Source organism: Actinoallomurus sp. NPDC050550, from assembly GCF_040655075.1.
Classification (GTDB): domain Bacteria; phylum Actinomycetota; class Actinomycetes; order Streptosporangiales; family Streptosporangiaceae; genus Actinoallomurus.
In genome coordinates, this window is the sequence record NZ_JBFAJC010000020.1 from 142,606 (window position 1) to 165,497 (window position 22,892).

At 70.8% G+C, this 22,892-nt stretch carries 21 protein-coding genes; 15 read left to right on the plus strand and 6 right to left on the minus strand.

Annotated elements, in window-relative coordinates:
- Positions 1-32: 32 nt before the first annotated feature.
- From AB0I04_RS26910 to AB0I04_RS26975, 14 genes are all read left to right on the plus strand, one after another.
- The gene (locus tag AB0I04_RS26910; RefSeq protein WP_360889886.1) at positions 33-1,001 is read left to right on the plus strand and encodes a zinc-binding dehydrogenase; all 969 of its coding nucleotides are present in this window, start codon (positions 33-35) and stop codon (positions 999-1,001) included.
- A gap of 206 nt (positions 1,002-1,207) precedes the next feature.
- Positions 1,208-1,711: a hypothetical protein gene (locus AB0I04_RS26915; RefSeq protein ID WP_360889889.1), complete on the plus strand. Its 504-nt coding sequence runs from the start codon at positions 1,208-1,210 to the stop codon at positions 1,709-1,711.
- 180 nt (positions 1,712-1,891) lie between these two features.
- Positions 1,892-2,311, plus strand: coding sequence for a tRNA (N6-threonylcarbamoyladenosine(37)-N6)-methyltransferase TrmO (gene tsaA, locus AB0I04_RS26920; RefSeq protein WP_360889892.1), 420 nt, complete (start codon positions 1,892-1,894; stop codon positions 2,309-2,311).
- Between the two features lie 63 nt (positions 2,312-2,374).
- Positions 2,375-3,382: a hypothetical protein gene (locus AB0I04_RS26925; protein ID WP_360889895.1), complete on the plus strand. Its 1,008-nt coding sequence runs from the start codon at positions 2,375-2,377 to the stop codon at positions 3,380-3,382.
- A gap of 222 nt (positions 3,383-3,604) precedes the next feature.
- Complete coding sequence (locus tag AB0I04_RS26930) at positions 3,605-3,796, plus strand: hypothetical protein (RefSeq protein ID WP_360889898.1); 192 nt, start codon at positions 3,605-3,607, stop codon at positions 3,794-3,796.
- A gap of 407 nt (positions 3,797-4,203) precedes the next feature.
- Entirely contained in the window at positions 4,204-5,142 is a 939-nt protein-coding gene (gene dapA / locus AB0I04_RS26935) for a 4-hydroxy-tetrahydrodipicolinate synthase (RefSeq protein ID WP_360889901.1), read from the plus strand.
- A gap of 117 nt (positions 5,143-5,259) precedes the next feature.
- On the plus strand, positions 5,260-6,939 hold the full coding sequence (locus AB0I04_RS26940) for a ribonuclease J (RefSeq protein WP_360889904.1): 1,680 nt from the start codon (positions 5,260-5,262) through the stop codon (positions 6,937-6,939).
- A 143-nt stretch (positions 6,940-7,082) separates the two neighbouring features.
- The gene (locus AB0I04_RS26945) at positions 7,083-9,638 is read left to right on the plus strand and encodes a DNA translocase FtsK 4TM domain-containing protein (protein WP_360889907.1); all 2,556 of its coding nucleotides are present in this window, start codon (positions 7,083-7,085) and stop codon (positions 9,636-9,638) included.
- 277 nt (positions 9,639-9,915) lie between these two features.
- Positions 9,916-10,653, plus strand: a complete 738-nt coding sequence (locus AB0I04_RS26950) for a helix-turn-helix domain-containing protein (protein WP_360889910.1) — start codon at positions 9,916-9,918, stop codon at positions 10,651-10,653.
- Positions 10,654-10,832: 179 nt separating this feature from the next.
- Positions 10,833-12,290, plus strand: a complete 1,458-nt coding sequence (gene rimO, locus AB0I04_RS26955) for a 30S ribosomal protein S12 methylthiotransferase RimO (protein WP_360889913.1) — start codon at positions 10,833-10,835, stop codon at positions 12,288-12,290.
- Positions 12,287-12,895 carry a CDP-diacylglycerol--glycerol-3-phosphate 3-phosphatidyltransferase gene (gene pgsA / locus AB0I04_RS26960; protein ID WP_360889916.1) on the plus strand — a complete coding sequence of 203 codons (609 nt, stop codon included), beginning with the start codon at positions 12,287-12,289 and terminating at the stop codon, positions 12,893-12,895. The genes rimO and pgsA overlap by 4 nt, the downstream gene beginning before the upstream one ends.
- Complete coding sequence (locus tag AB0I04_RS26965; RefSeq protein ID WP_360889919.1) at positions 12,867-14,141, plus strand: CinA family nicotinamide mononucleotide deamidase-related protein; 1,275 nt, start codon at positions 12,867-12,869, stop codon at positions 14,139-14,141. The genes pgsA and AB0I04_RS26965 overlap by 29 nt, the downstream gene beginning before the upstream one ends.
- A 111-nt stretch (positions 14,142-14,252) precedes the next feature.
- Complete coding sequence (locus AB0I04_RS26970) at positions 14,253-14,624, plus strand: helix-turn-helix transcriptional regulator (RefSeq protein WP_345431662.1); 372 nt, start codon at positions 14,253-14,255, stop codon at positions 14,622-14,624.
- A 250-nt stretch (positions 14,625-14,874) separates the two neighbouring features.
- A complete protein-coding gene (locus AB0I04_RS26975; protein ID WP_360889923.1) occupies positions 14,875-15,345 on the plus strand; it encodes a DNA starvation/stationary phase protection protein in 471 nt (156 codons plus the stop codon).
- A gap of 109 nt (positions 15,346-15,454) precedes the next feature.
- On the opposite strand, the gene AB0I04_RS26980 is transcribed toward AB0I04_RS26975, so the two are convergent.
- The 6 genes from AB0I04_RS26980 to AB0I04_RS27005 form a co-directional block, all read right to left on the minus strand.
- Positions 15,455-16,288, minus strand: a complete 834-nt coding sequence (locus AB0I04_RS26980; RefSeq protein ID WP_360889926.1) for a DNA-formamidopyrimidine glycosylase family protein — start codon at positions 16,286-16,288, stop codon at positions 15,455-15,457.
- Positions 16,289-16,307: 19 nt separating this feature from the next.
- On the minus strand, positions 16,308-16,775 hold the full coding sequence (locus AB0I04_RS26985) for an Rrf2 family transcriptional regulator (RefSeq protein WP_360889929.1): 468 nt from the start codon (positions 16,773-16,775) through the stop codon (positions 16,308-16,310).
- A gap of 106 nt (positions 16,776-16,881) precedes the next feature.
- Positions 16,882-18,342, minus strand: a complete 1,461-nt coding sequence (locus tag AB0I04_RS26990; protein ID WP_360889932.1) for a glycoside hydrolase family 3 N-terminal domain-containing protein — start codon at positions 18,340-18,342, stop codon at positions 16,882-16,884.
- Positions 18,339-19,181 (minus strand): carbohydrate ABC transporter permease, encoded by an 843-nt coding sequence (locus AB0I04_RS26995; RefSeq protein WP_360889935.1) that lies wholly within the window; start codon positions 19,179-19,181, stop codon positions 18,339-18,341. The genes AB0I04_RS26990 and AB0I04_RS26995 overlap by 4 nt, the downstream gene beginning before the upstream one ends.
- Complete coding sequence (locus AB0I04_RS27000) at positions 19,178-20,149, minus strand: sugar ABC transporter permease (protein ID WP_360889938.1); 972 nt, start codon at positions 20,147-20,149, stop codon at positions 19,178-19,180. Before AB0I04_RS27000 ends, AB0I04_RS26995 begins: the two co-directional genes overlap by 4 nt.
- An 11-nt stretch (positions 20,150-20,160) precedes the next feature.
- Positions 20,161-21,447 carry an extracellular solute-binding protein gene (locus AB0I04_RS27005; protein ID WP_360889941.1) on the minus strand — a complete coding sequence of 429 codons (1,287 nt, stop codon included), beginning with the start codon at positions 21,445-21,447 and terminating at the stop codon, positions 20,161-20,163.
- Between the two features lie 216 nt (positions 21,448-21,663).
- Here AB0I04_RS27005 and AB0I04_RS27010 point away from each other — a divergent pair, with 216 nt between their 5' ends.
- Positions 21,664-22,854 carry an ROK family transcriptional regulator gene (locus AB0I04_RS27010; RefSeq protein ID WP_360889944.1) on the plus strand — a complete coding sequence of 397 codons (1,191 nt, stop codon included), beginning with the start codon at positions 21,664-21,666 and terminating at the stop codon, positions 22,852-22,854.
- The last annotated feature ends 38 nt before the right edge of the window (positions 22,855-22,892 follow it).

A 22,892-nucleotide genomic window follows, 5' to 3' on the forward strand; every position in this document is an offset into this window, starting at 1 on the left:
TGACGACGGAAGTCCGCGAAGAGGAGTGAGCCATGCAGGTGATCGAGGTACAGCGGTTCGGCGGCCCCGAGGAACTCGTCCCGGTCGACCGGCCGGATCCCGAGCCCGGGCCCGGGCAGGTCGTGGTGGCGGTGTCCGCGGCGGACACCCTGTTCGTCGAGACGCAGATCCGGTCCGGCTGGGGCGGCGAGTACTTCAACGTGCGGACGCCGTACGTGCCGGGCGGCGGCGCGGCGGGCGAGGTCGTCGCGGTCGGCGAGGGCGTGGACGACACCTGGATCGGGCGGCGCGTCCTCACCCGGACCACCGATGGCGGCTACGCCTCCCACGTCGTCGTGCCGGCCGACGGGCTGCTGCCGGTGCCGGACACCCTGGACCTGACCCAGGCGGCGGCGCTCCTGCACGACGGAGTGACCGGGACGGGCGTCTTCGAGGCGGCGCGGGTCCGGGCGGGGGAGTGGGTGCTCGTCGTCGCGGCGGCGGGCGGCATGGGCTCGCTGCTCGTGCAGCTCTCCAAGGCGGCCGGCGCGCACGTGATCGCGGCCGCCCGGGGCAAGCGCAAACTCGACCTGGCCGCGGAACTCGGCGCCGACGTCGTGGTCGACTACACCGAGCCGGACTGGACGGACCGCGTGCGTGAGGCGACCGGGGGCACGGGCCCCGCGGTGGTTTTCGACGGCGCGGGCGGCGAGATCGGCGGGGCGGCGATCGCGGTCGCGGCGGACGGGGCACGGATCTCCGCGCACGGGGCGCCCAGCGGCGGGTTCGCCGGGATCGACACGGAGGCGGCGGCCCGGCGAGGGCTCACCGTACGGGGGATCCAGGACGTGCAGTTCGGGCCCGAGGAGTTCCACCGGCTCGCCGAGCGGGCCCTGGACGACGCGGCGGCCGGCCGGATCAGGCCGGTCATCGGACGGACCTTCCCACTCGCCCGCGCCGCCGACGCGCATCGCGCGATCGAGGCGCGCGAGGTCCTCGGGAAGGCCCTCCTGCTTCCCTGATCAACCGGCGTGCGATGACTCTCGGTAGGTCCTCCGTACCAATCCGGATTGGTACCGCGGACTCTGGCGGGCCCGTTCCGTGATCGCGATAGTTCATCGGGTCACTGTTCGCGGCCCCGCCATCGGCCGATCGCCGGCGGGGCGTATCGAGGGCGGTCCCTCACCTTCTGCGGGCGGGCGGCCCTCTGTCGGAAGGAAATTTCTCGATGCGAACCTCCCGTGGGCTTGCCGTTTCGGCGCTCACCCTGGCGGCCGGCGCGACCGTGCTCGCCGCCGCCCCGGCCGGCGCGGCCACGACGAGCGGAACGGGCGCGATCAAGCCGCCGGCGAAGCTCAAGACGTGCACCGGAACCTGGGCGAAGAAGGGCGGGGTAGCGAAGGTCGTCTTCCGCAAGCACCCCGCCAAGGGACAGAAGGTGTCCTGGGACCTGTACATCACCAAGGCCGGCAAGGACTGGTTCGGTCCGGGCGTCATCACGTCGATCGAGAAGGCCTCCGTCAACGGCAAGGCGATCAAGTCTCCGTACAAGACGACCAAGGCGTCGATCAACGCGGACTTCAAGGGCGGCATGGCCAAGTACACGCTGGTCAAGACCGGGAAGGTCGGCGACATCAAGAAGGGTGACCGCCTGGTCCTGCCGTGGCACTTCCTCGGCTCCCGGATGGGTCACATGACCAGCTACACGGTCACCTGCAAGGTGCCCGCGTAACACGCCAGGCTGATCCCGGAGGTCCCGGCCTCGCCGGTCCTCCGGCATCATCTCGTCGTGAACCGGCGTCGCGGTCGCCACGGAAGTCGGCCGCGTCGCCGTGCGGTCGTTTCGTCGTCGAAGGCGAAGACCACGGCCCGCCCGTCATGATGACGTCGGCACGCGACGATGAGGAGAGTTGTGACCGAGAGCTCATACGAGATGCGTCCCATCGGCCGGGTCGAGTCGCCGTTGACCGATCGCGCGTCGGCTCCTCGGCAGGGCGACGAGGGAGCGCCGGACGCCTGGCTGGTCTTCCGCGAAGACGTCCACGAGGGACTGCGCGACCTTCGGGTGGGGGACGAGGTCATCCTGCTGACGTGGTTCGACCGGGCGGCCCGTGACGTGCTGGTCGTGCACCCGCGCGGCGACCTGGCCCGGCCGCCTCAGGGCGTCTTCAGCACCAGGTCCCCCGACCGGCCCAATCCGATCGGCCTGCACCGGGTGACGATCCTCGCGATCGAGGGGCCGCGCTTCCTGGTCCAGGGCCTCGAGGCCCTGGACGGCACGCCCATCGTCGACGTCAAGCCGGTCCTCGCCCAGGACGCCGCCGAACGCTGATCACGGATCCCGGCGAACCACCGGACGGTCCGCCGCGTCCGAACCCCTGATCAAGGGAGGGGCATGACACGGCGACTCGTCCGTACGGCGGCCTGGGCCTGCGCGGTCCTGCTCGGCACGTCCGCGATCTTCTTCGCGCGCACGTGGTTCGCCTGGCAGCGGGAACCGCCGGTGTACGGAGGCACTGCCAACGCGCTGTGGGCCCGGCACCAGTGGGTGGGGGAGGCGCACACCGAGGCCGAGTACCGCGGGCTGGCGGACACGCTGACCCGCGACCGGATCACCGACGTGTTCTTCCACGTCGGGCCGCTCACCGGCGACGGGGAGATCCCGCCGTCGCGGTACGCCCACGCACGTGAGCTGCTCGCCGCGCTGCGCCGGCTCGCGCCGGGCGTGCGCGCCCAGGCGTACGTCGGGCAGGTGGAGCGTTCCGGCGGCGGCCCGCTGGACCTGCGCGCGGCGGCGACGCGGGCCAGGATCCTGGAGGCCGACCGTGCCCTCCTGGACCTGGGGTTCGCCGGCATCCACTACGACATCGAGCCGATCTTCCCCGACGACCGGAACTTCCTCGACCTCCTGACGCGCACGCGCGAGCTCACCCGGGCCCGGGGCCGGCTGCTGTCTGCCGCGCTCGAGCAGCCGACGCTCGCCGACTGGGCGCAGCCGCTGTTCCGGCTGATGCTGCCGCGCGGGAAGGACCACTACCCGCCGCGGCCGACGACGGCCTATCTGCGGGCCGTCGCGGACCGCGTCGACCAGGTGGCGATAATGACGTACGACTCCGAGGCACCGACCCGGGCGCTCGCCGGATGGCACTTCGCCCACCACACCGAGCGGGTGCTGTCGCTCATCGGCGATCGCGTCACCGTCTTCATGGGCGTGCCGACCTATCGGTCGCCGACCCCGTGGGCCGAGGACCTGCCCACCGCGCTGCGGGGCGTACGACAGGGCGTCGCCGAGCTGCGCCACCGGCCGCGGCGGCCGTACGGGGTCGCGGTGTACGCCGACTGGACGACCGACCCCCGGGGGTGGGCGGCGTACCGCGCCGGGTGGCTCGGCGAGCCGCGCTGAGGTCGCTTCCGGCACGCGCACGGACAACTAAAACTGACGATTGCGTTACATGCCGCTAAAGGTGGTTAAATGGCTCGTCTTCGCAGGTCGGAGCGCTTCCCCGTGGTTCCCCTGACCGCTCTCGGCCATGTGATCGAACCGTCCTTTCACGGGGAAGGATTTTCGTCGACCGTGGCGCGGATCGCCTCGGCTGGCGGTGTGGGAGGTTCGGGAGAAATGCACATGGAGGACACTGTCCAGGGAGCGGCCCGTCAGCTCCAGCAACTCACGACCGATTACGCAGGCTGGAGGTTCGGGCTGGGGGGCTCCGGGCACTGGTGGGCGGTACGGCGCAATGAGTGCCTGCGCGCCCGGAGCAAGGAAGAACTCGAAGTGAAGCTCCGACAGCACCTCGACGCCCGGTCGGACGGCTGAGGGGCGGACGCATGGATGCGCGCGCCTCGGTGGCCGGTGCGCCGGTCGGGTGGGTGACCGGCGCGGAGAGCCCCAGACCCCTGCCACCGAGGCGCGCATCCTCCGCCGGGAGAGGCTCCGCCAGCCCCGCCAGACCCCGGCGGAACCCCATCCCACTCACTCCAACGTACGAGAGGCGCTCAAGGTTCTCCGGTAACGCCGGTTTTCTGAAATCCGATGCTGAATGTACGTCGTCGGAACGCGTACCCCCGAGCGCGTTCCGGCGGCGCCTCTCGTTTCACGGCCGTTCTCCCAGGTTGCGGACTCCGGACCACGACGGGTTCCGTACCATGGGACGACACCCGGTGCGGGCGACACGGAGGTCCCCGCGGCTCCCAGCCGCTGCCGATGCCCGGTAAGTTCGGAACATGGCACCCAGCACGAACGCCCTGCCGCAGGGACGTGACGAGTCCGCGCCCTTCGGCCGGATGTTGACCGCGATGGTCACCCCCATGGCCTCCGACGGCGCCGTCGACTTCGACGGGGCGGCACGGCTGGCCGCATATCTTGTCGACGAGCAGCGCAACGACGGCCTCGTCGTCAGCGGGACGACGGGAGAGTCGCCGACGACGAGCGACGAGGAGGACGAGCGCCTCCTGCGCACCGTCCTGGAGGCGGTCGGTGACCGTGCGACGATCGTCGCCGGGGTCGGCACGAACAACACCGAGCACACGCTCAAGCTCGCGCGCCAGGCCGAGCGGGCCGGCGCCCACGGGCTCCTGGTCGTCACCCCGTACTACAACAAGCCGCCGCAGGACGGCCTCGTGCGCCACTTCACCACGGTGGCCGACGCGACCGGCCTGCCGGTGATGCTCTACGACATCCCGGGCCGCACCGGCACGCCCATCGCGATCGAGACGCAGCTCCGGCTGGCCGAGCACCCGCGGATCATCGCGGTCAAGGAGGCCAAGGGCGACCTGTTCGGGGCCTCGAAGGTGATGGCCGAGACCGATCTGGTCTTCTACTCCGGCGACGACGCGCTGAACCTCCCGTGGCTGTCGGTCGGCGCCGCGGGCTTCGTCAGCGTGGTCGGGCACGTCGTCGGCGCCGACCTGCACGAGATGATCGACGCGTTCCTCGGCGGGGACACGCGGCGGGCCACCGAGATCCACCGCAGGCTCGTGCCCGTGATCACCGCCATCATGACCCGCACGCAGGGTGTCATCGCCACCAAGGCGGCGCTGTCCCTGCTCGGGCTTCCCGGTGGATCGGTCCGCCCGCCCCTGGTGGACGCGACGCCGGAGTTCACCGCCGCGCTCCGAGAAGACCTCGTGGCCGGCGGCGTCAAGATCGTGGAGGGTCCGTGAGCGGACCACTGGTTACCAAGGCATCGCCGGAAAGGCGAGCCGCTGATAGGTAGGAGGGCGCGTGACCAACGCGCATGACCATGCCCCCGCACGGTCCGGTGAGGGGGAGCGGCACTGATGAGCCATCCGCATCCCGGCCTGAGTTCGCCGAAGCCGCTCGCCCGAGGGGGCCTGCGCATCGTGCCGCTGGGCGGTCTCGGCGAGATCGGCCGCAACATGACGGTTTTCGAGTACGACGGCCGGCTGCTCATCGTCGACTGCGGTGTGCTGTTCCCGGAAACGGAGCAGCCCGGGGTCGACCTGATCCTGCCGGACTTCGACTACATCCGTGACCGCCTCGACGACATCGAGGGGATCGTCCTCACGCACGGGCACGAGGACCACATCGGCGCGGTGCCGTACCTCCTCCGGGAGCGTGCGGACATCCCCGTCGTCGGCTCGCGGCTGACCCTCGCCCTGCTCGAGGCCAAACTCGCCGAGCACCGTATCCGCCCGGTGGCGCTCCGGGTGGCGGAGGGCGACCGGCAGGTCCTTGGACCGTTCGATTGCGAGTTCCTCGCGGTCAACCACTCGATCCCGGACGCCCTTGCGGTCGCCGTCCGCTCGCCGGCCGGCCTCGTGCTGGTCACCGGCGACTTCAAGATGGACCAGCTGCCGCTCGACGGCCGGCTCACCGACCTGGGCGGCTTCTCCCGGCTCGGGGAGGAGGGCATCGACCTGCTGCTGTCGGACTCCACCAACGCCGAGGTCCCCGGCTTCGTCACCAGCGAGCGCGAGATCGGCATCGTGCTGAGCGACGTGCTGCGCGTCGCGGCCAAGCGCGTCATCGTGGCGTGCTTCGCCTCGCACGTCCACCGCGTCCAGCAGATCCTGGACGCCGCGCACGCCAGCGGCCGCAAGGTCTGCTTCGTCGGCCGGTCGATGGTCCGCAACATGGGCGTCGCCCGCGACTTGGGCTATCTGCAGGTGCCCGCCGGGATCATGGTGGACCAGAAGGAGATCGACGATCTCCCCGCCGAGAAGGTGGTGCTGGTCTGCACCGGCTCGCAGGGCGAGCCGATGTCGGCGCTGTCGCGGATGGCCAACCGGGACCACCAGATCCGGATCGAGGAGGGCGACACGGTGATCCTCGCGTCGTCCCTCATCCCCGGCAACGAGAACGCCGTCAACCGCGTCATCAACGGCCTCACCCGCTGGGGCGCGAGGGTCGTGCACAAGGGCAACGCGCTCGTGCACGTCTCCGGGCACGCCCCGGCCGGCGAGCTGCTGTACGTGCTGAACATGACGCGGCCGAGCAACTTCATGCCGGTCCACGGCGAGTGGCGTCACCTGCGCGCCCACGCCCGGCTGGCCGAGCTCACCGGCGTCCCCGCCGAGAACGTCATCATCGCCGAGGACGGCGTGGTGGTGGACCTCGTCGACGGCAAGGCGGCGGTCGCCGGGGCGGTCCGCGCCGGGTACGTCTACGTCGACGGCCTGTCGGTCGGCGAGATCACGGAGACGTCGCTGAAGGACCGCCGGATCCTCGGCGACGAGGGATTCGTCTCGATCATCGTGGTCGTCGACTCCGAGAGCGGCAAGCCCCTGGGCGGTCCGGAGATCCACGCTCGCGGGGCCGGGATCGACAGCTTCGACGATGTCATCCCGCGGATCGAGGACGCGCTCGACGCCGCCGCCGCCGACGGCGTCAACGACATCCACCAGCTCCGGCAGCTCGTACGCCGGACCGTGGGCCGCTGGGTCAACGAGAAGTTCGGCCGCCGCCCGATGATCATCCCGGTGATCGTCGAGGTCTAGGTCTCAGGCGAACCGGTCCGGCCCCGTCCGCGGGGACCGGACCGGTTCGGCCTGATCAGGGCTTGTTCAGGGACAGGGCCTGTTAAGCGACACGCCGTCCCGAATTCACAGGTGGCGGGTGGGTCGCCGCTACTCTCGCCATCATGGCCACACGTACGCCCGGAGGTGCGAAGGGCTCCTCCTCTGGTACGCGTGGCGGTGCAGCGCGAAAGCCCGCCGCCCGTAAACCGGCGGCCGGTAAGACGCCGGCCAGGAAGACGACGGCACGCGGTTCGACGGCGCGCAAACGCTCGTCGGGCGCGTCGAAGCAGGCGCGCCCTCGTGGGCCGCAGCGGCCCGATCCCATCAGCGCCCTGTTCCTCGGCTTCTGGCAGTTCGTCGCGCAAATATGGCTCCTGCTGGCCCGCGCGGTCGGCGGGGTCGCGCGCATGTTCGGGCGCGGCGCCCGCGAGCTCGACGAGGAGCATCGCCGCGACGGGCAGGGGCTCGCCTTCCTCGGCCTGGCCATCGTCCTGGCCGCGGCCACCTGGTTCGACCCGGACACCTGGGCGCTCAAGTACCTCGGGCGGCTCATCAGGGACTGCTTCGGAACACTGGCCATGGTGCTGCCGCTGATCTGCCTGCTCCCGGCGTGGCGGCTGCTGCGCCACCCGGAGCGCAACGGCGACGTCGGCCGGATCCTCATCGGCTGTACGGCGCTGGTCGGGGGCATCGTCGGCATCGTCCACATCGCGCACGGCACGCCGTACCCCAGTAAGGGCGAGCGCGCGCTGCAGGACAGCGGCGGTCTGATCGGCTGGCTGCTGTCGGCACCGCTGACGAGCACCGTCACCGCCTTCGTCGCCGTGCCGCTGCTGTTGCTGCTGGTCGGCTTCGGTCTCTTGGTGGTCACCGCCACGCCCGTGCACCGGGTGCCGGACCGACTCGCGGAGCTGCGCGACCGGATGATGCTCCGCGAGCCGCCGGAGGCGGCGGAGCCCGCGGCAAAGAACAAGAAACGGTCTCGCAAGACCGACGTCGAGCTCGGCGAGCACCAGAAGCCGTACGACACGCCGGTCGTCTCGGACCGGAGCGGCACGCGCGCCGACGAGATCTTCGAGGAGGACGAGGGCCCCAGCCTCGCCGACGAGCTGCTGGCGCCCCCGGAGCCGCCGGCCCTCCCCCCGCCGCCCGACCCGACGCCCGCGCCGCGGATCACCGAGCAGCTGGCGCTGTCGCCTACCACCGCGGGCGACGGGTCCTACACGTTGCCGGCGCCCGGCGTCCTGAAGGCCGGCTCGACCGTCAAGCCGCGCACCAAGGCCAACGACGTCGTCGTGAACGCCCTGTCGGAGGTGCTCGACCAGTTCGGCATCGACGCGCAGGTCACCGGCTTCACCCGGGGACCGACGATCACCCGGTACGAGATCGAGCTCGGCCCCGCCGTCAAGGTCGAGCGGATCACGGCACTGGCCAAGAACATCGCGCTCGCCGTCAAGAGCGCCGATGTGCGGATCATCTCCCCGATCCCCGGCAAGTCCGCGATCGGCGTCGAGATCCCCAACACCGACAAGGACATCGTCAGCCTCGGCGACATCCTGCGCTCCGCGGTCGCCGTGAACGACCACCACCCGATGGTGGTCGGCCTGGGCAAGGACGTCGAGGGCCGTACCGTCATCGCCAATCTGGCGAAGATGCCGCACATGCTGATCGCCGGCGCCACCGGTGCCGGTAAGTCGACATGCATCAACGGCCTGATCACCTCGATCCTCATGCGGTCGACCCCCGACGAGGTGCGCATGGTGCTGGTCGACCCGAAGCGGGTCGAGCTCACCTCGTACCAGGGGATCCCGCACCTGATCACGCCGATCATCACCAACCCCAAGAAGGCGGCCGAGGCGCTGCAGTGGGTGGTGGGCGAGATGGACCGCCGGTACGACGACCTGGCCGCCTCCGGCTACCGCCACATCGACGATTTCAACAAGGCCGTCGTCGCCGGAAAGCTCACCGCGCCGCCGGGCAGCGAGCGGGTCTACAAGCCGTACCCCTACCTCCTCGTGATCGTCGACGAGCTCGCCGACCTGATGATGGTCGCCCCCCGCGACGTGGAGGACTCGGTCGTCCGCATCACCCAGCTCGCCCGCGCCGCCGGAATCCACCTCGTGCTCGCCACCCAGCGGCCGAGCGTCGACGTCGTCACCGGTCTGATCAAGGCGAACGTCCCGTCCCGGCTGGCGTTCGCCACGTCCAGCCTCGCCGACAGCCGCGTCATCCTCGACCAGCCCGGAGCGGAGAAGCTGGTCGGCCAGGGTGACGCCCTTTTCCTTCCGATGGGCGCGAGCAAGCCCATGCGGCTGCAGAACGCCTACGTCTCCGAGAAGGAGATCCATGAGGTCGTCGAGCACTGCAAGAAGCAGGCCGAGCCCGACTACCGCGAGGATGTCTCGGTCGCGGAGACGCGCAAGAAGGAGATCGACGAGGACATCGGCGACGACCTCGATCTGCTCGTCCAGGCGACCGAGCTCATCGTCTCCACGCAGTTCGGCTCGACCTCGATGCTGCAGCGGAAGCTGCGCGTCGGGTTCGCCAAGGCGGGCCGCCTGATGGACCTGCTGGAAAGCCGCAACATAGTGGGACCCAGCGAGGGGTCGAAGGCACGTGACGTCCTGGTCAAACCCGATGAGCTGCCAGGTGTGCTGGCGACCCTTCGCGGTGAGTAGCGATCGAGATCTTGGGGTAGCTGACTTATACCGCGTTGCTCGTCGCGTCTCATGTCCGGCCTTCATAGAATGATCGCGGAGCGGGAGGCGACCGGCGGCGTGGCACCTGAACACCGCCACGAGGTTCCCAGGAGGCGCCGTGACCGAGCGAAGCGAGGGAACCATTCAGCCGAGCACCTTTGCTCACGGCGCCGACGAAGGAAGTGCCGTGAGCGAGCCGAGCGAGGGAGCCGTTCAGCACGGCGCCCTTGGTCACGGTGCCGATGAAGGAGGTGCCGTGACGATCGGTGGCACCCTTGCGAAGGCCCGCGAGGAGGCAGGTCTCACCGTCCCGCAGGTCGCCGGCCGGACCCGCATCCGCGAGACGGTCATCCACGCCATCGAACGCGACGACTTCAGCATGTGCGGCGGCAACTTCTACTCCCGCGGGCACATCCGCAGCATCGCGCACTCCATCGGGATCGATCCCGAGCCGCTGGTCCAGGAGTACGACGACGCGCACGGCGGGTCGCCGCAGGCGGTCTCGGCCCGTGAGGTGTTCGAGGCCAAGACCCCGGTCAAGATCCTCGAGCGGCGCTCGCCGAACTGGAGCGCCGCCATGGCGGCCGCCCTGGCCATCGTCGTGATCTATGGGATCTTCCGGGTCGCCACCGGCGAGGAGCGGCACAAGTCCGCCGAGCGCGCCGCCGCGCCGGCCGCCCCGACCCAGGCCGCGATCCGGCCGTCGCACAGCGCGGCCGTGGCCCAGGCACCGCGCAAGGAGGTCACCGTCAGCCTCAAGGCCAAGCGGGCGAGCTGGCTCAGCGTCCAGGACGCCAAGGGCAAGCAGCTGTTCAGCGGCGTCATCCGCCCCGGCCAGTCCGAGGAGTGGACGGCCAAGAAGCGCATCAGCCTGGTCATCGGCAACGGCGGAGGCGTGCACCTGACCGTCAACGGCAAGAATGTCGGCTCGCCCGGCCAGGACGGCCAGGTCGTCCGGCTCAGCTTCGGCCCAGGAGATCCCCAGAAAGGCTGACCGGCCGGATCAGCGAGATCGGCTCACATCCCCGGGCGACACCGGGGATCACTGAGCTGATCGAAGACGCTGAGGGCCGTCCGCTTCCTGAGGGCCAGTACCGTATGGAGCATGTCCAGCCCGCGTACTGAGCCCGCGACGGCGCCTGGCGCGCGCCCCGCGAGAAGGGAGCGGCGCGCGTGAGCACCGCCGACCATTCCACCCATTCGGCGGATCGCCGCACCGTCTCCCTCGTCACTCTCGGCTGCGCCCGCAACGAGGTCGACTCCGAGGAGCTCGCGGCCCGTCTGGAGAGTGCGGGCTGGACGCTCGACGAATCCGGCGACGCCTCGGTGGTCCTCGTCAACACCTGCGGTTTCATCGACGCCGCGAAGAAGGACTCGATCGACACGCTGCTCGCGGCGTCCGACTCGGGGGCGAAGGTCGTGGCGGCCGGGTGCCTTGCCGAGCGCTACGGCGCGGAGCTCGCCGAGTCGCTGCCCGAGGCCGACGCGGTCCTGAGCTTCGACGACTACGCCGCGATCGGGGAGCGTCTCGACGACGTCATGGCCGGGCGCCGGCACCGGCCCCACACGCCGCAGGACCGCCGCACGCTGCTGCCGCTCAGCCCCGTGGAGCGGTCCGGAGCCGACGTCCAGGTGCCCGGTCACGGCACCGTGACCGCCCGCCCCGCGCCGCCGGCGGACTCCGGTCCGGACCTGCCCGAGGGCGTCGCCCCCGCGAGCGGTCCGCGCGTCATGCGCCGCCGGCTGGGCAGCGGTCCGGCCGCGCCCCTCAAGCTCGCCTCCGGCTGCGACCGGCGATGTTCGTTCTGCGCCATCCCGGCCTTCCGCGGGGCGTACGTCTCGCGCCGACCCACCGAGATCCTCGACGAGGCGCACTGGCTGGCCTCCCAGGGCGTCCGCGAGGTCGTCCTCGTCAGCGAGAACTCCACCTCGTACGGCAAGGACCTCGGCGATCTCCGACTGCTCGAGACGCTGCTGCCGGAGCTCGCCGCCGTCCCCGGGATCGAGCGTGTCCGGGTGAGCTACCTCCAGCCCGCGGAGACGCGCCCCGGGCTGATCGAGGCCATCGCCACGACGCCCGGCGTCGCGCCGTACTTCGACCTGTCCTTCCAGCACGCCAGCGGCCCGCTGCTGCGCCGCATGCGCCGCTTCGGGGACCGCGAGCGGTTCCTCGGCCTGCTCGAGCAGATCCGCGCCCTCGCCCCGGAGGCCGGCGTGCGGTCCAACTTCATCGTCGGGTTCCCCGGCGAGACCGAGCGGGACGTCGACGAGCTGGCACAGTTCCTGACCGCCGCCCGGCTGGACGCGATCGGCGTGTTCGGCTATTCGGACGAGGAGGGGACCGAGGCGGTCGGCTTCGACGGCAAGCTCGACGCCGCCGAGATCGACTCCCGGGTCGCCGACCTGTCCTCGCTCGCCGAGGAGTTCACGGCCCAGCGCGCCGAAGAGCGCATTGGCTCGGTCGTGGAGGTGCTGGTCGAGGAGCCCGGCGAGGGCCGGGCCGCCCACCAGGCCCCCGAGATCGACGGCGGCGTGACCCTCAAGGGCGAGGCGCCGGTCGGGCGGATCGTCCGGGCCCGCGTCGTCGAGGCGATGGGCGTCGACCTTCTCGCCGTCGTGGACGGGCCATGACGACCTCCGCCGGCGACGACCCGATCACCCCGCCGGCGGCCCCGCAGGCGGGCGTGCTCAACATCGCGAACGTCCTGACCGTCGTGCGCCTGGTGCTCGTCCCGTTCTTCGTCTGGCTGATGTTCCTCGAGGGCACCTGGTGGCGGATCGCCGCGCTCGCGCTGTTCATCGTCGCGTCGCTCACCGACCGGTTCGACGGGGAGCTCGCGCGCAGGCGCAACCTCATCACCGACTTCGGCAAGATCGCCGACCCGATCGCCGACAAGGCGCTCACCGGATCGGCGCTGATCTGCCTCTCGCTGCTCGGCCGGCTCTGGTGGTGGGTGACCATCGTGATCCTGGTCCGCGAGCTGGGGATCACGCTGCTGCGGTTCGTCGTCATCCGGTACGGCGTCATGGCCGCCAGCCGCGGCGGCAAGCTCAAGACCATGCTGCAGGTGATCGCGATCGGGCTGTACATCATGCCGGGCCCGATCGACCCGCTGCGCTGGATCGTCATGGGGGCCGCCACGGTGGTCACCGTCGTCACCGGCCTCGACTACGTCGTCAAGGCCTGGAAACTCTGGAAGGACGGGCGTGCGAGTCGAGCTGCTGACGGTCGGTGACGAGCTACTGCGCGGCGACACGGTCAACGGCAACGCCGGATGGCTCGACCGGCGCCTGACGGAGGCGGGCGTCCAGGTCATCCGTAACGTGGTCGTCCCCGACGACATCGAAACGATCACCAGGGCGCTTCAGGAGGCCGTCGAGCGCGCCGACGCGGTGATCGTGACCGGCGGTCTCGGTGGCACCGTCGACGACGTGACACGGGACGCTCTGGCCCGTACGGCCGGGGTGGGCCTGCGCCGCGACCCGATCCTCGAGGCACGGCTGCGGGAGCGGGCCGCGACCCGTGGCGTCCCGCTGCGGGAGGCGGCGCTGCGGATGGCCGACGTGCCCGAGGGCGCCCGGCTGCTGCCCAACCCGGCGGGCACGGCGCCGGGCCTGCGCCTGACGCTGCCGGGCGGGGTCGCGTACGCGGTGCCGGGCGTGCCGCACGAGATGCGCGCCATCGTGGAGGAGTCGGTGCTGCCCGAGCTGGGCGGCACGCCGGTGCCGGCCCACGTGCTGCGCACCGCGACGGTGTGGGAGTCGGTGGTGGCGGGGCGGCTGGCGCCGGTCGAGGCGCTCCCCGGCGTACGGGTCGCCTACTACCCGTCCGCGGGCGAGGTCCGGGTGCGGATCGAGGCCGACGCCGGGGAACGCGTGGCCGAGGCCGCGGCGATGGCGCGGAAGCTGCTCGGCGGGGCCGTGTACGCCGAGGAGGACGTCACCCTGGACCGCGTGGTCCACCGCCTCCTGGCCGAGCGGAACGCCACCGTCGCCGCGGCCGAGTCCCTCACCGGCGGCCTGCTCGGCGCGGAGCTCACGGGAATGCCGGGCTCGTCGGCGACGTTCGTAGGAGGTGTGGTCGCATATGCGACCCCTCTCAAACATCTGCTCCTCGGCGTGCCGGCGGACCTGCTGGCCGCCCATGGAGCGGTTCACCCCGACGTCGCCGCCGCGATGGCGACCGGTGTCCGCGAGCGCCTCGGCGCGTCCTACGGAGTCGCCGTGACGGGGGTGGCCGGGCCGGACCCGCAGGATGGGCAGCCGGTCGGCACCGTGCACGTCGCGGTGGCCGATTCCGGCGGTGATCCGAGGGTTAAATCGGTCAGGCTGCCGGTCAGCGGCGACGGCGAGCGCGCCCGCGGCCCGATCCGCCGGATGACGGTCGTCCATGCACTTGACCTGTTGCGCCGTCATCTGCTCACACTGGAATCATGCGAGCGTTGGTCCGTCACGGCGGGCGACGGGGAAGAGCCGGGGTGATTACAGCGTTACGTTGGAAGCGAACATGAAAGTTTCGGTCTGCCACGTGCATCGTGAAGACAGGTACGGTGGAACCGGTAGATGAGTCAGGACACACGGAGGGAGCGAGACATGGTCCTGCTTCGTCAGCTGCTCGGCGACGTACTCCGGCAGCTGCGGCTGCGCCAAGGCCGTACCCTCCGGGAAGTTTCCGCGGCGGCCCGCGTGTCGCTGGGTTATCTGTCCGAGGTTGAGCGGGGACAGAAGGAAGCCTCCTCGGAGCTGCTCGCCTCGATCTGCAAAGCCCTCGGCGTGCCCCTCTCGCACGTGCTGCGGGACGTATCCGACCAGCTGGCGCTGGCCGAGCTGCAGCAGGAGCCGGTGATGGCCGGTGCTCCGCCGGAGCACGAGCGGCTCGACGGCGACCGGATCTCGGCCGACGCCATTCCCGCAACCCCGGAGACGATCGAGAACGCCCTTCGCGGCGACATGGTCGCGGCCTGACACCCCTTCCAGACGCGCAGGCGCCCCGGTCGCGGAAGTCCGCGGCCGGGGCGTTCGCGTCCGGGGACCGCGCCGGTACCGCCGGCGGCGGAGTTCCGCGACCGCATGGCCGTCCTATGGCCTGCGGGGCCCTGTGAACTGCGGCGTTCGGGTCCCGGTCCGTGCGGCGGGAATCACGATTACCCCGTTCATCGCCGGGAAGGGTCGCCTCTGACAGGGGAATCGACGTGATTCAGGAGGGGACCGGGCGATGTCGACCGTGAAGAGCCCGCTATCCGACGAGGCGCGCAAGGTCACCGGCGCCGCATTGCAGGAGTCACTGGTAGACCTGATCGACCTGCACTTGCTGGCCAAGCAGGCGCACTGGAATCTCACCGGGCGCCACTTCCGCTCCATACATCTGCAGCTCGACGAGGTCGTCGCCATCGCGCGCGACCACGCGGACACCGTGGCCGAGCGAGCGGTGGCGATCGGTTTCAACCCGGACGGCCGGGCGCGTACGGTGGCCGAGACGACCAAGGTCCACCAGCTGGACGCCGGCTACCTGCACGACGACAAGGTGGTCGCCGCGATCACCGACATGCTCGCCGAGATGATCCAGCGGTTCCGGGCCCGCATCGAGACCACCGACGAGTCGGACCTGGTCACCCAGGACCTGCTGATCACGGTCGCGCAGGACCTGGAGAAGCAGCACTGGATGTTCGAGGTCCAGCGGCGCTGAGGGGGGCTACGAGCCCGGCCTGACCGGCGCGGATCCTGCGCACCGAGCTGAGGGGGCCACGAGCCCGAAGACGTCATGGCGGCGGAGGATCTCCGCTGCCATGACGCTTTCATGCCGGTGGATCGCGCCGCGGCTGGCAGGAGGGGCACCAGAACGTGATCCGCTCTTCGGGCCGGTCGCCCTGGTCCGCCCGCCGGATCGGCGTCCCGCAGCGCCGGCAGGGCCGGCCGGCCCTGCCGTAGACCCAGGTCTCGGCGCCGCGTCGGCGGTCGCCGGTGGTGACCTGACCCACGTGGTCCTTGTTGGCGTCCATCAGCCGGCGGGCGATCTCGACCAGCGCCTCCAGGTCGGGGACCTCGCCGACGGGACACCAGGGGTCCAGGCCCCGCAGGAACAGCGACTCGGCCTTGTAGAGGTTGCCGATGCCGGCGAGCCGGGTCTGATCGAGCAGCGCCTCGCCGATCGCCCGCTCCGGGTCCTCGCGCAGGCGGCGTACGGCCTCGGCCGGGTCCCAGTCCGGGCCGAGCAGATCGGGGCCCAGGTGGCCGACGACCTGATCCTCCCGGGAGGTCCGCACGACGTCGACCATGCCCAGGGAGAACCCGAGGGCCTGCCATTCGGCGTTCGCCAGGACGAGCCGCAGCCGGTGGTCATGAGCTTTCACCCGACCAACCCGCCCCGACCGACCTCCCGGCGGAGGCCGCGGGCCCGCGGGCCGGATCCGCCAGGTGCCCTCCATTCGCAGGTGCGTGTGCACGGTGACGTCGCCGTCGACCCGGATGAGCAGGTGCTTGCCCCGGGACACCACCTCGAGGACCGAGCGGCCGGTCAGGTCGGTCGTGGCGTAGCGCGGCACGCGGAAGTCGCTGCGCGTGAGAGCGCGCCCGGCGAGCGCCTCGTGCAGGCGCTTCGCGGCCGCCCAGACGACGTCCCCTTCCGGCATCGCCCCTCCCGGCCGCGCCTCAGTTACGGAAGGCGGGGGAGTCCCAGGCCGCGGGGTCCTCGGTCAGCTCGTGCACGGCGGTCGGCAGCTCGCCGGACGCCACGTCGGCGAGGGTCACCTGCTCGAGGATGGCCCGCTCGCTGGCCCGCAGCGCGATCCACACGACCTGCAGGGCGCGCGCCGGGCCTTCGTACCCCAGGTGCTCCGGGCGCTCGCCGCGTACGCCGACGAGCGGGCCGTCGATGGCCCGGATGATGTCGGCCAGCGAGATCTGGTCCGCCGGGCGGGCGAGCCAGTAGCCGCCCTCCGGTCCGCGCTGACTGCGTACGAGACCCGAACGGCGCAGCTGGCTGAGGATGTTCTCGAGGAACTTCGGTGGAATCTGTTGAGCCTCGGCCAGCTGCACGGCCGTCACGGGGCGCTCACCGCCGACCGCTAGCTCGGCGGCCGCGCGCAACGCGTAATCGACCCGGGCGGACAATCGCATGCTCTGATTATCCCGCCTCGGTGGAGCTGATCACGCCAGCCATCCCCTTTTTCCGACCGGTGTTTGGGATTTTTTCACCGACATGCCGCTGATTTCGGTCCGTGGGTCAGGCCAAGGCGTCCCCCGAGACCGGTTCCAGCAGGCCGATCACCTCGGCTGCGGCCCGGGCGTTGGCGCGTGTCGCTCCGTACGTCGCGACGTACGCCACCCCCTCGGGCCGCCACACCGGCAGTCCCATCTCCACCAGGACGCCGTCCGGGCGCGCGGTCAGCAGCGTCGAGACGAGCGCGCGGTGCCCGGCGTACCGGTGCGCGTCCCGGACGACGATGACGAGAGAGCGCCCGTGGGCACGTTCCAAGAGACCATCGGGGTCGACGTCGCCGGCCTCCACGGGCACCACGTCCGGCGCCCAGGGGCCGAAACCCCAGGGGACCGGACCGACCGCGATGTTCGACGGCGCCTGGATCTCGACGATGAAGGGGTTCGGGGAGACCGAGGGGGCGCCGGTGACCCGGATGGCCCGGCGGGCGGCCTCCAGCCCGATGGCGCGGTCGACCTCGGCGGTCCCGGCGGTGGCGAGCCACGCCTTGAGCGCGGCGACCCGCGCCGCGGCCTCCTCGAGTCGCTCGCCAGGCAGCCGTCCCTGGCGTACGGCCTCGACGATGTGCTCGCGGATGGCGCGCACGCTGTCCTCGAACTCCTTCGGGCCCAGGCACAGGAGGTCCGAACCCGCCAGGAGGGCACGGACGGACGCCTCGGGGATGCCGATCGCATCGCTGGCGGCGCGCATGTCCAGAGCGTCGGTGACGACCGGCCCCGTGTACCCGAGGGCACCGCGCAGCAGCCCGGTGACCGCGGCGTGCGAGAGGGTCGCGGGAGTGTCGCCGGTGAGGCCCGGAACGCGGAGGTGGCCGGTCATGATGGAGGCGACCCCGGCCTCGATGGCGGCGCGGAACGGCACGAGCTCGCGCCGTTCCAGCAACGCCATGTCGGCGTCCACCGTCGGGATCTCCAGGTGGGAGTCCTGGGAGGTCGCGCCGTGGCCGGGGAAGTGCTTGGCGCACGCGGCGACCCCGGCCTCCTGCAGCCCGGCGACCGCCGCGGCGACGTGCCGTGCGACGATCTCGGGGTCGGAGCCGAACGCCCGGGTTCCGATGATCGGATTGTCGTCGGCGGTGTTGACGTCCGCGGACGGGGCGAAGTCCAGGTTGACCCCCACCTCCCGCAGTTCGGCGCCGAGCGAGCGGTACACCCGCCGGGTGACGGCGGGATCGTCCAGGGCGCCGAGCGCGGCGCTGCCCGGGTACGGGCTGCCGGTGTCATGCGCGAGCCGCGTGACGTCGCCGCCCTCCTCGTCGATGGAGATCAGCGGATCGGCGTGCTCCCGCAACGCCGCGGTGAGCTCTGCCAGCTCGCCGATGCCCGGCACGTTGCCGTTGATGGCGAAGAGGGTCACTCCGCTCATGCCCCGCTCCAGGCCCTCCAGGACCCAGCGCGGCGGAGTGGCGCCCGGGAAGGGGGCCAGCAGCGTGGCGTTCGCGAGGCGCTCGAGAGACGGGTCGCTCATCCCTTCACCGCCCCTGCCACCAGGCCGGACACCATCCGGCGCTGGACGAGGAGGAAGAACGCGACGACGGGCAGGGTGAGCAGCGTGGACGCCGCCATGATCGGGCCCCAATCGTTTCCGGATCGGCCGAAGAAGAACTGCAACATGATGGGCAAGGTGGCCTTGTCCTGGTCTTTAAGGAACGTGAACGCGAACACGAACTCGTTCCAGGCGGTGATGAAGGAGAAGACGCTCGTCGCCACGAGGCCGGGCGCGACGAGGGGGAGCAGTACCCGGAAGAAGATCCGCAGGGGGCCGGCGCCGTCGAGCGCCGCGGCCTCCTCCAGTTCCCGGGGCACGGCCGCGACGAATCCGCGCAGCATCCAGATGCCGAACGGCAGCGCGAACCCGACGTACACGGCGATCAGGCCGACCAGGCTGTTCAGCAGGTCCATCCGCTTGAGATCGACGAACAGCGGGATGACCAGCGCCTCGCACGGGATCATCTGCACGACGAGCAGCATGATCAGGAAGATCGTGCGGAACCGGAACCGGAACCGCGCCACGGCCGTCGCCGCGAGGAGCGCGATCAGCCCGGAGATCGCCACGGTCGCGATCGCCACGACCGCGCTGTTCACGAAGTAGTCCCAGAAGGAGACCCCGGCGATCCCGCCGTCCACCACGGAGCTGAACTGCTTCAGGGTCGGGTGCTCCGGCAGCGGATGCGGCGTCGAGCTGAAGATCTCTCCGTTCGGCTTGAACGCCGTGGAGATCATCCAGAACACCGGGAACGCCGACACGAGGAACACGGCGATGCCGGCGGTGTTCAGCGCGACACGGCGCCACAGCGGGGCCCTCATGCCGCCTCCTCCTGACGGATGACCATCCGCGCGTACATCGCGGTGACGAGCAGCACGATCAGAGTGAGGACCACGGCGATCGCCGAGCCGAGGCCGTACCTGGCGTTGAGCGAGCCGAACGCCTCGGAGTAGCCGTACAGCGACAGGTTGAACGCGTCGCGGTTGGCCAGGCCCGACATGACGAAGAGCTGGGTGAACACGCGGAAGTCCCAGATCACCGAGAGCACCATCAGGACGCTGAAGATCGGGCGCAGCAGCGGGAAGGTGATCTTCCAGAAGCTCTGCCACGCACTGGAGCCGTCGACGCGGGCCGCCTCGTACAGCTCGCCCGGCACCGTCCGCAGCCCGGCGAGCACCGAGACCGCGACGAACGGGAACGACATCCACACGACGCAGATCGTCAGGACCGTGTACGTCGGCAGCGGCGTGGCGAACCAGTTGTAGTTCGCCCAGCCGGATCCCACCAGCGCGTCCGGCAGGAGGTCGAGGAACCAGTTGACCAGGCCGCCGGTGGTGCCGAACAGCCAGGAGAAGATGATCGCGGCGGTGATCGGCGGGGTCGCCCACGCGATCAGCACGCCTCCCGCGACGAAGGCCGACATCCTCTTGCCGAGCCGGTTGATCAGCAGGCCCACGAGCGTCCCGATCAGCAGGGTCGCGGTCACCGCGACGACCGCGAACAGGACCGTGTGCCGGAACGTGGTCCAGAAGAACCCGTCGCCGAGGATCTGCCGGTAGTTGGCGAGGCCGACGTTCTCGGCCGGCTCCCCGCGGAGCTGGCGCACGCCGACCTTCTCGAACGACATCCGGCCGATCTGGAAGACGGGCCACAGCAGCAGCACGCCGATGACCAGGAGCGCCGGCAGGATGAGCAGGTACGGCCCGGAGCGTGGGCGGCGGCGACGCCGGGCCGGGCGGGCGGTGTCCCGGTCCGGCGCCCGCCGCACCGGCTGAGCGGTGTCGAGCATGGAGCGGTCCCTTACTGGTTGAGCAGGGACCCGGCCTGCTCGTCGGCCTTCTTCAGCTCATCGTCGGGGGATTTGCCCTGCATGATGGCCTTGACGGCGTTCGGCAGCACCTTCTTGGCGCCCTCGTAGTCGGCCCAGCCCTTGCTCGTGGGCGTGAACTTGACGCCGCCGGCGGCGGCCTGCGCGAAGGGGCCCATGATCGGGTCGTTCTTGTACGTCGCGCTCTGCAGGACGTCGGTGAACTGCGGCAGGAACTTCAGCGTGGAGGCGAAGGCCTGCGCGTTCTTCTTGCTGTCCAGGATGGTCAGGTAGTCGAACGCGACGTCCTTGTACTTGCTGTCCTTCCAGACCGCCAGGTCGGAGCCGCCGGAGAAGACCGGTGCGAGACCGCCGTTCTTGCCCGGGATCGGGAAGACCCCCCAGTTCGCGGAGTCCTTGCCGTTGACCTTCTCCAACTGCGGGAGGGCCCAGCTGCCGTCCATGTACATGCCGACCTTGCCGAGCGCGAAGTCCTGCTGGGGGCCCTGCAGCTCGTTCTTGCCGACGTACTTGTCCGGGGCGACCTTGTCCTTGCCGACGAGGCCCGCGTAGAACTCGACGGCCTCCTTGGCCTGGGGCTGCGAGAGCGTGCCCGTCCACTTGCCGCCCTGCTTGGAAGCGACGTCGCCGCCGTTGGCCCAGACGAAGCTGAGGATGCCGTTCGTGAAGTCGCTCGGCGCGGCGATGCCCGGCACACCCTTCTTGTCCTGGATCGTCTTTGCCGCGGCGACGAGGCCGGCCCAGGACGTCGGCGGCTGGATGCCCAGCGCCTTGAACCAGTCCTTGTGGTACCAGACGGCCCGGACGCCGCCGTACCACGGAGCGGCGTACGTCTTGCCGTCCGCCTTGTCGTTGGCGAGGGCGCCCTGGTTGAGGTCCTTGCCCTCGGTCCAGCCGCTCAGCTTGTCGCTGATGTCGGCGAACGCCCCTTGTTCGATCCAGGACTGCACGTCGGTGTTGCCGACCTCGGTCACGTCGGGGCCGGAGCCGCCGGCGATCGCGGTCTGGAACTTCTGGGTGGCCTGCGGCCAGGGGATGTACTGCACCTGGACATCGGTCTTCGGGTGCTTCTGCTGGAACTCGGCCTTGACCCCGTCGAGGAACTTGGTCTGCTCGGGGCTGCCGTCGCCCATCTGCCAGACGACGATCTTCGCCGGGTCCTTGCCTCCGGCCGAAGTGTCCTTCTTGTCCTTACCGCCGCAGCCCGCGACGGCGACCGCGAGGACGGCGGCTGTGGCGGCGGCCTTGGTGAACCGCATAATGGAACTCCCTTCGGTCACGCCCACCGGTGCATGCGTCGCCGCACGGTATCCGACGTGCGGTGTCTCGTTTGCGCTGGTGGTGGAGCGCTTCTACGGTCGGCGACGTAGCGTCTCGTGCCTAAAGTTGGGATCTGGACTTGCTTGCGGCTAAACTAACAGGAAACTTTCCTAAGTAATAGGTCGTTAGCAAATCGATACGGAAGGGAGTCGGGGATGCCGAGTCGCCCGGGGACGCCAAGGCTGCTGCGCGAGCTCAACGACCGATCCGCCCTGGATCTTCTCGTGAGCTCGGGCCCGCTCACCCGGGCGCAGATCGGTCAGCACACGGGCCTGTCCAAGGTCACCGCGTCTCAGCTGCTCTCCCGGCTGGAAGAGCGCGGCCTCGTGTCCGTCGTCGGCGAACAGGCCGGCGGCCGAGGGCCCAACGCCGCCCTGTACGCCGTCGTGCCCTCCAGCGCGTACGTCGCCGGCCTCGAGGTCGGCCCCAACCGCGTGACGGCCGGCATCGCCGATATCACCGGAGAGATCGCCGCCGAGGTGACCGTCGACCCGAACGGCGCGGACGACCCGGTGTCCGTCATCCACGACGTCGTCGTCAAGGCCTGCCGCTCGGCCCGGATCCCGCTCGCCAAACTGCGCGCGCTGGTCCTCGGCACCCCCGGGGTCATCGACCCGCGCACCGGGGACGTGCAGTTCATCTACGACCTGCCGCACTGGCACGCGGGCATCCTCCAGGCGCTCCGTCGCGACCTGCGGCTCGAGGTCACCATCGAGAACGACGTGAACCTCGCCGCGCTCGCCGAGCGCGCCGATGGCGCGGCCCGGGACGTCGACGACTTCGCCCTGCTGTGGGCGACCCGCGGCATCGGCCTCGCCGTCATGATCGGCGGCCGCCTGCACCGCGGTGTCTCCGGCGGCGCCGGGGAGATCGGCTACCTCCCCGTGCCGGGCATGCCGCTGCCCGATGAGGACACCGAGTCGCTGACCTGGGAGATGCCGGCACTCGGCGGTGGCCTCGGCGCGCTCGCCGGCGCCGACGCGATCCGCGAGCTCGCCGACCGGCACGGCTTCGCCGCCCCGACCGCGACCGAGTGCGTGCGGACGGCGGCCGGGGCCGGAGAGGACGGCGACCCGTTCATGCGCGAGCTCGCCACGCGCCTCGCGTACGGCGTCGCGTCCGTGACGATCGTGCTGGACCCCGAGCTGGTCGTGATCGCCGGGGACATCGGGAGGGCCGGAGGGGAACGGCTCGCCGGGCTCATCGAGGAGGCCGTCGGGCGGATCTGCCCCACCCGGCCGCGCGTCGCCCTGACCCGGGTCGAGGGCAACCCCGTCCTGCGGGGAGCGATCCTCGCCGCCCTCGACCGCGCCCGAGAGGACGTCTTCTCCGCGTCGCCCGCCTAGGGCCTGCCTCAAAGCCCCGCTTTGAGACAGGCCCTGAG

What these genes read in the sequence shown, in the direction of transcription:
- AB0I04_RS26980 (WP_360889926.1), bottom strand. Translation starts at nt 16,288, where the DNA reads ATGCCGGAAGGGGACGTCGTCTGGGCGGCCGCGAAGCGCCTGCACGAG.
- AB0I04_RS26985 (WP_360889929.1), bottom strand. Translation starts at nt 16,775, where the DNA reads ATGCGATTGTCCGCCCGGGTCGATTACGCGTTGCGCGCGGCCGCCGAG.
- dapA (WP_360889901.1), top strand. Translation starts at nt 4,204, where the DNA reads ATGGCACCCAGCACGAACGCCCTGCCGCAGGGACGTGACGAGTCCGCG.
- AB0I04_RS27000 (WP_360889938.1), bottom strand. Translation starts at nt 20,149, where the DNA reads ATGCTCGACACCGCTCAGCCGGTGCGGCGGGCGCCGGACCGGGACACC.
- AB0I04_RS27010 (WP_360889944.1), top strand. Translation starts at nt 21,664, where the DNA reads ATGCCGAGTCGCCCGGGGACGCCAAGGCTGCTGCGCGAGCTCAACGAC.
- AB0I04_RS26990 (WP_360889932.1), bottom strand. Translation starts at nt 18,342, where the DNA reads ATGAGCGACCCGTCTCTCGAGCGCCTCGCGAACGCCACGCTGCTGGCC.
- AB0I04_RS26915 (WP_360889889.1), top strand. Translation starts at nt 1,208, where the DNA reads ATGCGAACCTCCCGTGGGCTTGCCGTTTCGGCGCTCACCCTGGCGGCC.
- pgsA (WP_360889916.1), top strand. Translation starts at nt 12,287, where the DNA reads ATGACGACCTCCGCCGGCGACGACCCGATCACCCCGCCGGCGGCCCCG.
- AB0I04_RS26930 (WP_360889898.1), top strand. Translation starts at nt 3,605, where the DNA reads ATGGAGGACACTGTCCAGGGAGCGGCCCGTCAGCTCCAGCAACTCACG.
- AB0I04_RS26910 (WP_360889886.1), top strand. Translation starts at nt 33, where the DNA reads ATGCAGGTGATCGAGGTACAGCGGTTCGGCGGCCCCGAGGAACTCGTC.
- AB0I04_RS26970 (WP_345431662.1), top strand. Translation starts at nt 14,253, where the DNA reads ATGGTCCTGCTTCGTCAGCTGCTCGGCGACGTACTCCGGCAGCTGCGG.
- AB0I04_RS26945 (WP_360889907.1), top strand. Translation starts at nt 7,083, where the DNA reads ATGGCCACACGTACGCCCGGAGGTGCGAAGGGCTCCTCCTCTGGTACG.
- AB0I04_RS26940 (WP_360889904.1), top strand. Translation starts at nt 5,260, where the DNA reads ATGAGCCATCCGCATCCCGGCCTGAGTTCGCCGAAGCCGCTCGCCCGA.
- AB0I04_RS27005 (WP_360889941.1), bottom strand. Translation starts at nt 21,447, where the DNA reads ATGCGGTTCACCAAGGCCGCCGCCACAGCCGCCGTCCTCGCGGTCGCC.
- AB0I04_RS26995 (WP_360889935.1), bottom strand. Translation starts at nt 19,181, where the DNA reads ATGAGGGCCCCGCTGTGGCGCCGTGTCGCGCTGAACACCGCCGGCATC.
- AB0I04_RS26925 (WP_360889895.1), top strand. Translation starts at nt 2,375, where the DNA reads ATGACACGGCGACTCGTCCGTACGGCGGCCTGGGCCTGCGCGGTCCTG.
- AB0I04_RS26975 (WP_360889923.1), top strand. Translation starts at nt 14,875, where the DNA reads ATGTCGACCGTGAAGAGCCCGCTATCCGACGAGGCGCGCAAGGTCACC.